This window comes from Variovorax sp. P4_D9 (assembly GCF_056401695.1).
The window spans coordinates 1-3445 of the sequence record NZ_JBFUIU010000894.1; the positions used below are offsets into that span (position 1 = coordinate 1).

The 3445-nt window shown below is 69.8% G+C and carries 4 protein-coding genes; all 4 read right to left on the reverse strand.

Going from position 1 to position 3445, the window contains the following annotated elements; all coding sequences use genetic code 11:
- Positions 1–487: ATP-binding cassette domain-containing protein (locus tag AC1DY5_RS47705; protein ID WP_478121357.1), on the reverse strand; the 487-nt coding region annotated here is incomplete at its 3' end.
- Positions 484–1473 carry an ABC transporter ATP-binding protein gene (locus AC1DY5_RS47710; RefSeq protein ID WP_478121358.1) on the reverse strand — a complete coding sequence of 330 codons (990 nt, stop codon included), beginning with the start codon at positions 1471–1473 and terminating at the stop codon, positions 484–486. The genes AC1DY5_RS47710 and AC1DY5_RS47705, both read right to left, overlap by 4 nt.
- A gap of 7 nt (positions 1474–1480) precedes the next feature.
- The gene (locus tag AC1DY5_RS47715; protein WP_478121359.1) at positions 1481–2362 is read right to left on the reverse strand and encodes an ABC transporter permease; all 882 of its coding nucleotides are present in this window, start codon (positions 2360–2362) and stop codon (positions 1481–1483) included.
- A gap of 10 nt (positions 2363–2372) precedes the next feature.
- Positions 2373–3323 carry an ABC transporter permease gene (locus tag AC1DY5_RS47720; RefSeq protein ID WP_478121360.1) on the reverse strand — a complete coding sequence of 317 codons (951 nt, stop codon included), beginning with the start codon at positions 3321–3323 and terminating at the stop codon, positions 2373–2375.
- Positions 3324–3445: the final 122 nt, after the last annotated feature.

Consider the following 3445-nt stretch of genomic DNA (forward strand, 5'->3'; position numbering starts at 1 on the left):
GGTACTTGTGCAGGTCGGTGGTGCGCAGGCCGACGGCGGCCAACGCCTCCCCGGCCCGTTCGCGCTGCTCGGCGCCGGAGGTCTCGGCCAGCGCCTCGAGCGGCTCGGCGACGATCCGCGCCACCGTCTGGCGCGGGTCGAGCGAGCCGTAGGGATCCTGGAACACCATCTGCATATCGCGCCGCGCGGCCCGCAGTTCGTCCTTCGGCAGCGCGTGCAGATTGCGCCCGAGCAGCCTGACGCTGCCCGAGGTCGGCCGGTCCAGCGCCATCACCAGCCGTGCGATGGTCGACTTGCCGGAGCCCGATTCGCCGACGATGCCCAGGCTCTGTCCGGGGCGGACGCTGAAGCTCACGCCGTTGAGCGCCTTCACCATCGGCGGCGGCCCGAAGAGGCGCTCGCGCGGCAGGGTGTAGTGGCGCACGAGGTCGGTGACTTCGAGCAGCGGGGCCGACTTCGGGTCGGGGTCGAAGCGATGATCGGTCATGCCGCAGCGCCTTCCTCGGCGGCGATCTCGTCGAGCCGGATGCAGCGCACGTGGTGGTCGTGAGGCAGTCGAACCGGCGGCGGTCGCGTGGCCTGGCAGGCATCGACGGTGTAGCGGCAGCGGCCCGCGAAGGGGCAGCCCGGCGGCAGGTCCACCAACTCGGGCACGCTGCCGCGGATGGTCGCCAGCTTGACTCCGCGCGGCGCGCCCAAGGCGGGCCGTGCCGCGAACAGGCCTTGCGTGTAGGGATGGGCGCGCTCGGCGAAGACCGCGGCGGTCGGACCGCTCTCGACCACGCTGCCGCCGTACATCACGAGCATCTTCGAGACGCTCTCGGCGATCACGCCGAGGTCGTGCGAAATCAGGATCAGCGCCATGCCGCGCTCGGCCACCAGGCCGCGGATCAGCTCGAGGATCTGCTTCTGGATCGTGACGTCGAGCGCGGTGGTCGGTTCGTCGGCGATCAGCAGGTCGGGCCCGCAGGCCAGCGCCATCGCGATGCCGATGCGTTGCCGCTGGCCGCCCGAGAACTGGTGCGGATAGGCGTCCAGGCGCGATGCGGCATCGGGAATGCCGACCCGCTCGAGCAGCGCCAGCGCCTCCTTGCGCGCCTCGGCGGCCGACAGCCCGCGGTGCAGCCGCAGCGGCTCGCCGACTTGGCGCGCGATCGTGTGGACCGGGTTCAGCGCGGTCATCGGCTCCTGGAAGATCATGCCGATGCGGTCGCCGCGGAGCCGGCACATCTCGCGCTCGGGCAGTCCGACCAGCTCGGTGCCGTCGAAGCGGATGCTGCCGCTGACCTTGGCGCTGGAGGGCAGCAGGCCCATCAGCGATTGCACCGTGATCGACTTGCCGCAGCCGGACTCGCCGACGATGCCCATGGTTTCGCCGCGCTCCAGCGTGAAGCCGATGCCGCGCACCGCCTCGGCCGGGCCGCGCTGCGTCTGCAGCTGGACATGGAGGTCGTTGACTTCGAGAAGAGGCATTGGAAGTTCAGCGGGCGCGGGCAAGGCGCGGGTCCAGAAGATCGCGCAGGCCGTCGCCCAGCAGGTTGAGGCCCAGCACCGCCAGCGCGATCGCCATGCCGGGGAACACGGCCAGCAAGGGGGCCTGGAACATCATGGTCTGGGCCTCGCTGAGCATGCGGCCCCACGACGGCTGCGGCGGCTGCGTGCCGAGGCCGAGGTAGGAGAGCGCCGCTTCGGCCAGGATCGCGACCGCGAAGCGGATCGTGATCTGCACGATCAGCACCGCCGAGATGTTCGGCAGCACGTGCTGCATCGTGATCGCGAAGGCGCCCTTGCCGCAGGCCCGGGCCGCCGCCACGTACTCGCGCGACCAGATCGCGTTGGCCGACGCCCGCGTGATGCGCGCGAAGGTCGGGATGTTGTAGATGCCGATGGCGATGATCGCGTTGACGATGCCGGCGCCGAACACCGCGGTCATCATGATCGCCGACAGGATCGCCGGGAAGGCCATCGTGAAGTCGGTCAGCCGCATGATCGCCTCCTCGACCCAGCCGCGCTTCGCCGCGGCCAGCAGCCCGAGCGCGGTGCCGACCGTGAGGCCGATGCCGACCGCGATGACGCCGACCAGGATCGAGGCCCGGGCGCCGACCAGCAGCAGCGAGGCGACGTCGCGGCCGAAGGTGTCGGTGCCCAGCCAATGGGTCCAGCTCGGCTTCTGCAGCTTGCTCGCCAGGTCCATCTCGTAGGGCGACCACGGCGTCCAGACCAGCGAGACCGCGGCGGCCAGGATCAGCAGCAGGCTCAGCACGGCGCCAATCGTGAAGCTGCGGTGCCGCAGCGCGCGGCGCCAGAAGCCGGGCACCTTGAAGGCGGCCGCGCTCGGCACGGCGGTGGGAAGGGCGCTCATTTCGTTGCGCTCATATGTCAGAAGCCTTGATGCGCGGGTCGATCACGGCATACAGCACGTCGACCACGAAGTTGACGATGACCACCATCGCGGCCAGCAGCATCACGCAGTTGCGCACCACGATCAGGTCGCGGTTGCTGATGGCCTGGAAGATCAGCCGGCCGAGGCCGGGCAGGTAGAAGACGTTCTCGACCACGATGGTGCCGGCCAGTAGTTCGGAGAACTGCATGCCCATCACCGTGACCACCGGAATCATCGCGTTGCGCAGCACGTGGCCCCACAGCACGGCCCGCTGCGACACGCCCTTGGCGCGCGCGGTGCGCACGAAGTCCTCGCGCATCACCTCGAGCACCGCCGAGCGCGTGATGCGCGCCAGGATCGCGGCCTGCACCACCGCCAGCGACAGGGCCGGCAGCAGCAGCGCCTTGAGCCCCGGCACGATGCCTTCGCCCCAGCCCTCGAAGCCGCCGGCCGAGAACCACTGCAGCTGCACCGAGAAGACCAGGATCAGCAGGATCGCGAACCAGAAATTCGGGATCGCGATGCCGACCTGCGTGAGGCCCATGAGCCCGACGTCGCCGAGCTTGTTGTGCCGCGCCGCCGCGGCCACGCCGACCACCAGTGCCAGCACGGTCGTGAAGCTCATCGCCAGCAGGGCCAGTGGCACGGTCAGCGCGAGGCGTTCGAGGATCAGGTCGAGCACCGGCGAGCTGTAGGCGTAGCTGTCGCCGAGCTCGCCGGTCAGGAGGCCGCCGATCCAGTGCCAGTAGCGGGTCCAGGCCGGCTGGTCGAGGCCGAGCTTGGCGGCCAGCGCGGCCACCGCCTCGGGTGCGGCGTCCGGGCCCATGAGCATCTGCGCGGCATTGCCGGGCAGGATCTCGAGCACCAGGAAAACGATGACGGATGCGCCGACCAGGGTCGCGATCAGGGTCAGGAAACGCTTGAAGAGAAACAGGCTCATAGGGCGGGGCGCAGCATAACCCGACACGCAACGTCCATGCCCGAGCCGACCGATAATCGACCCCATGGCTCTCATGATCACCGACGAATGCATCAACTGCGACGTCTGCGAACCCGAGTGTC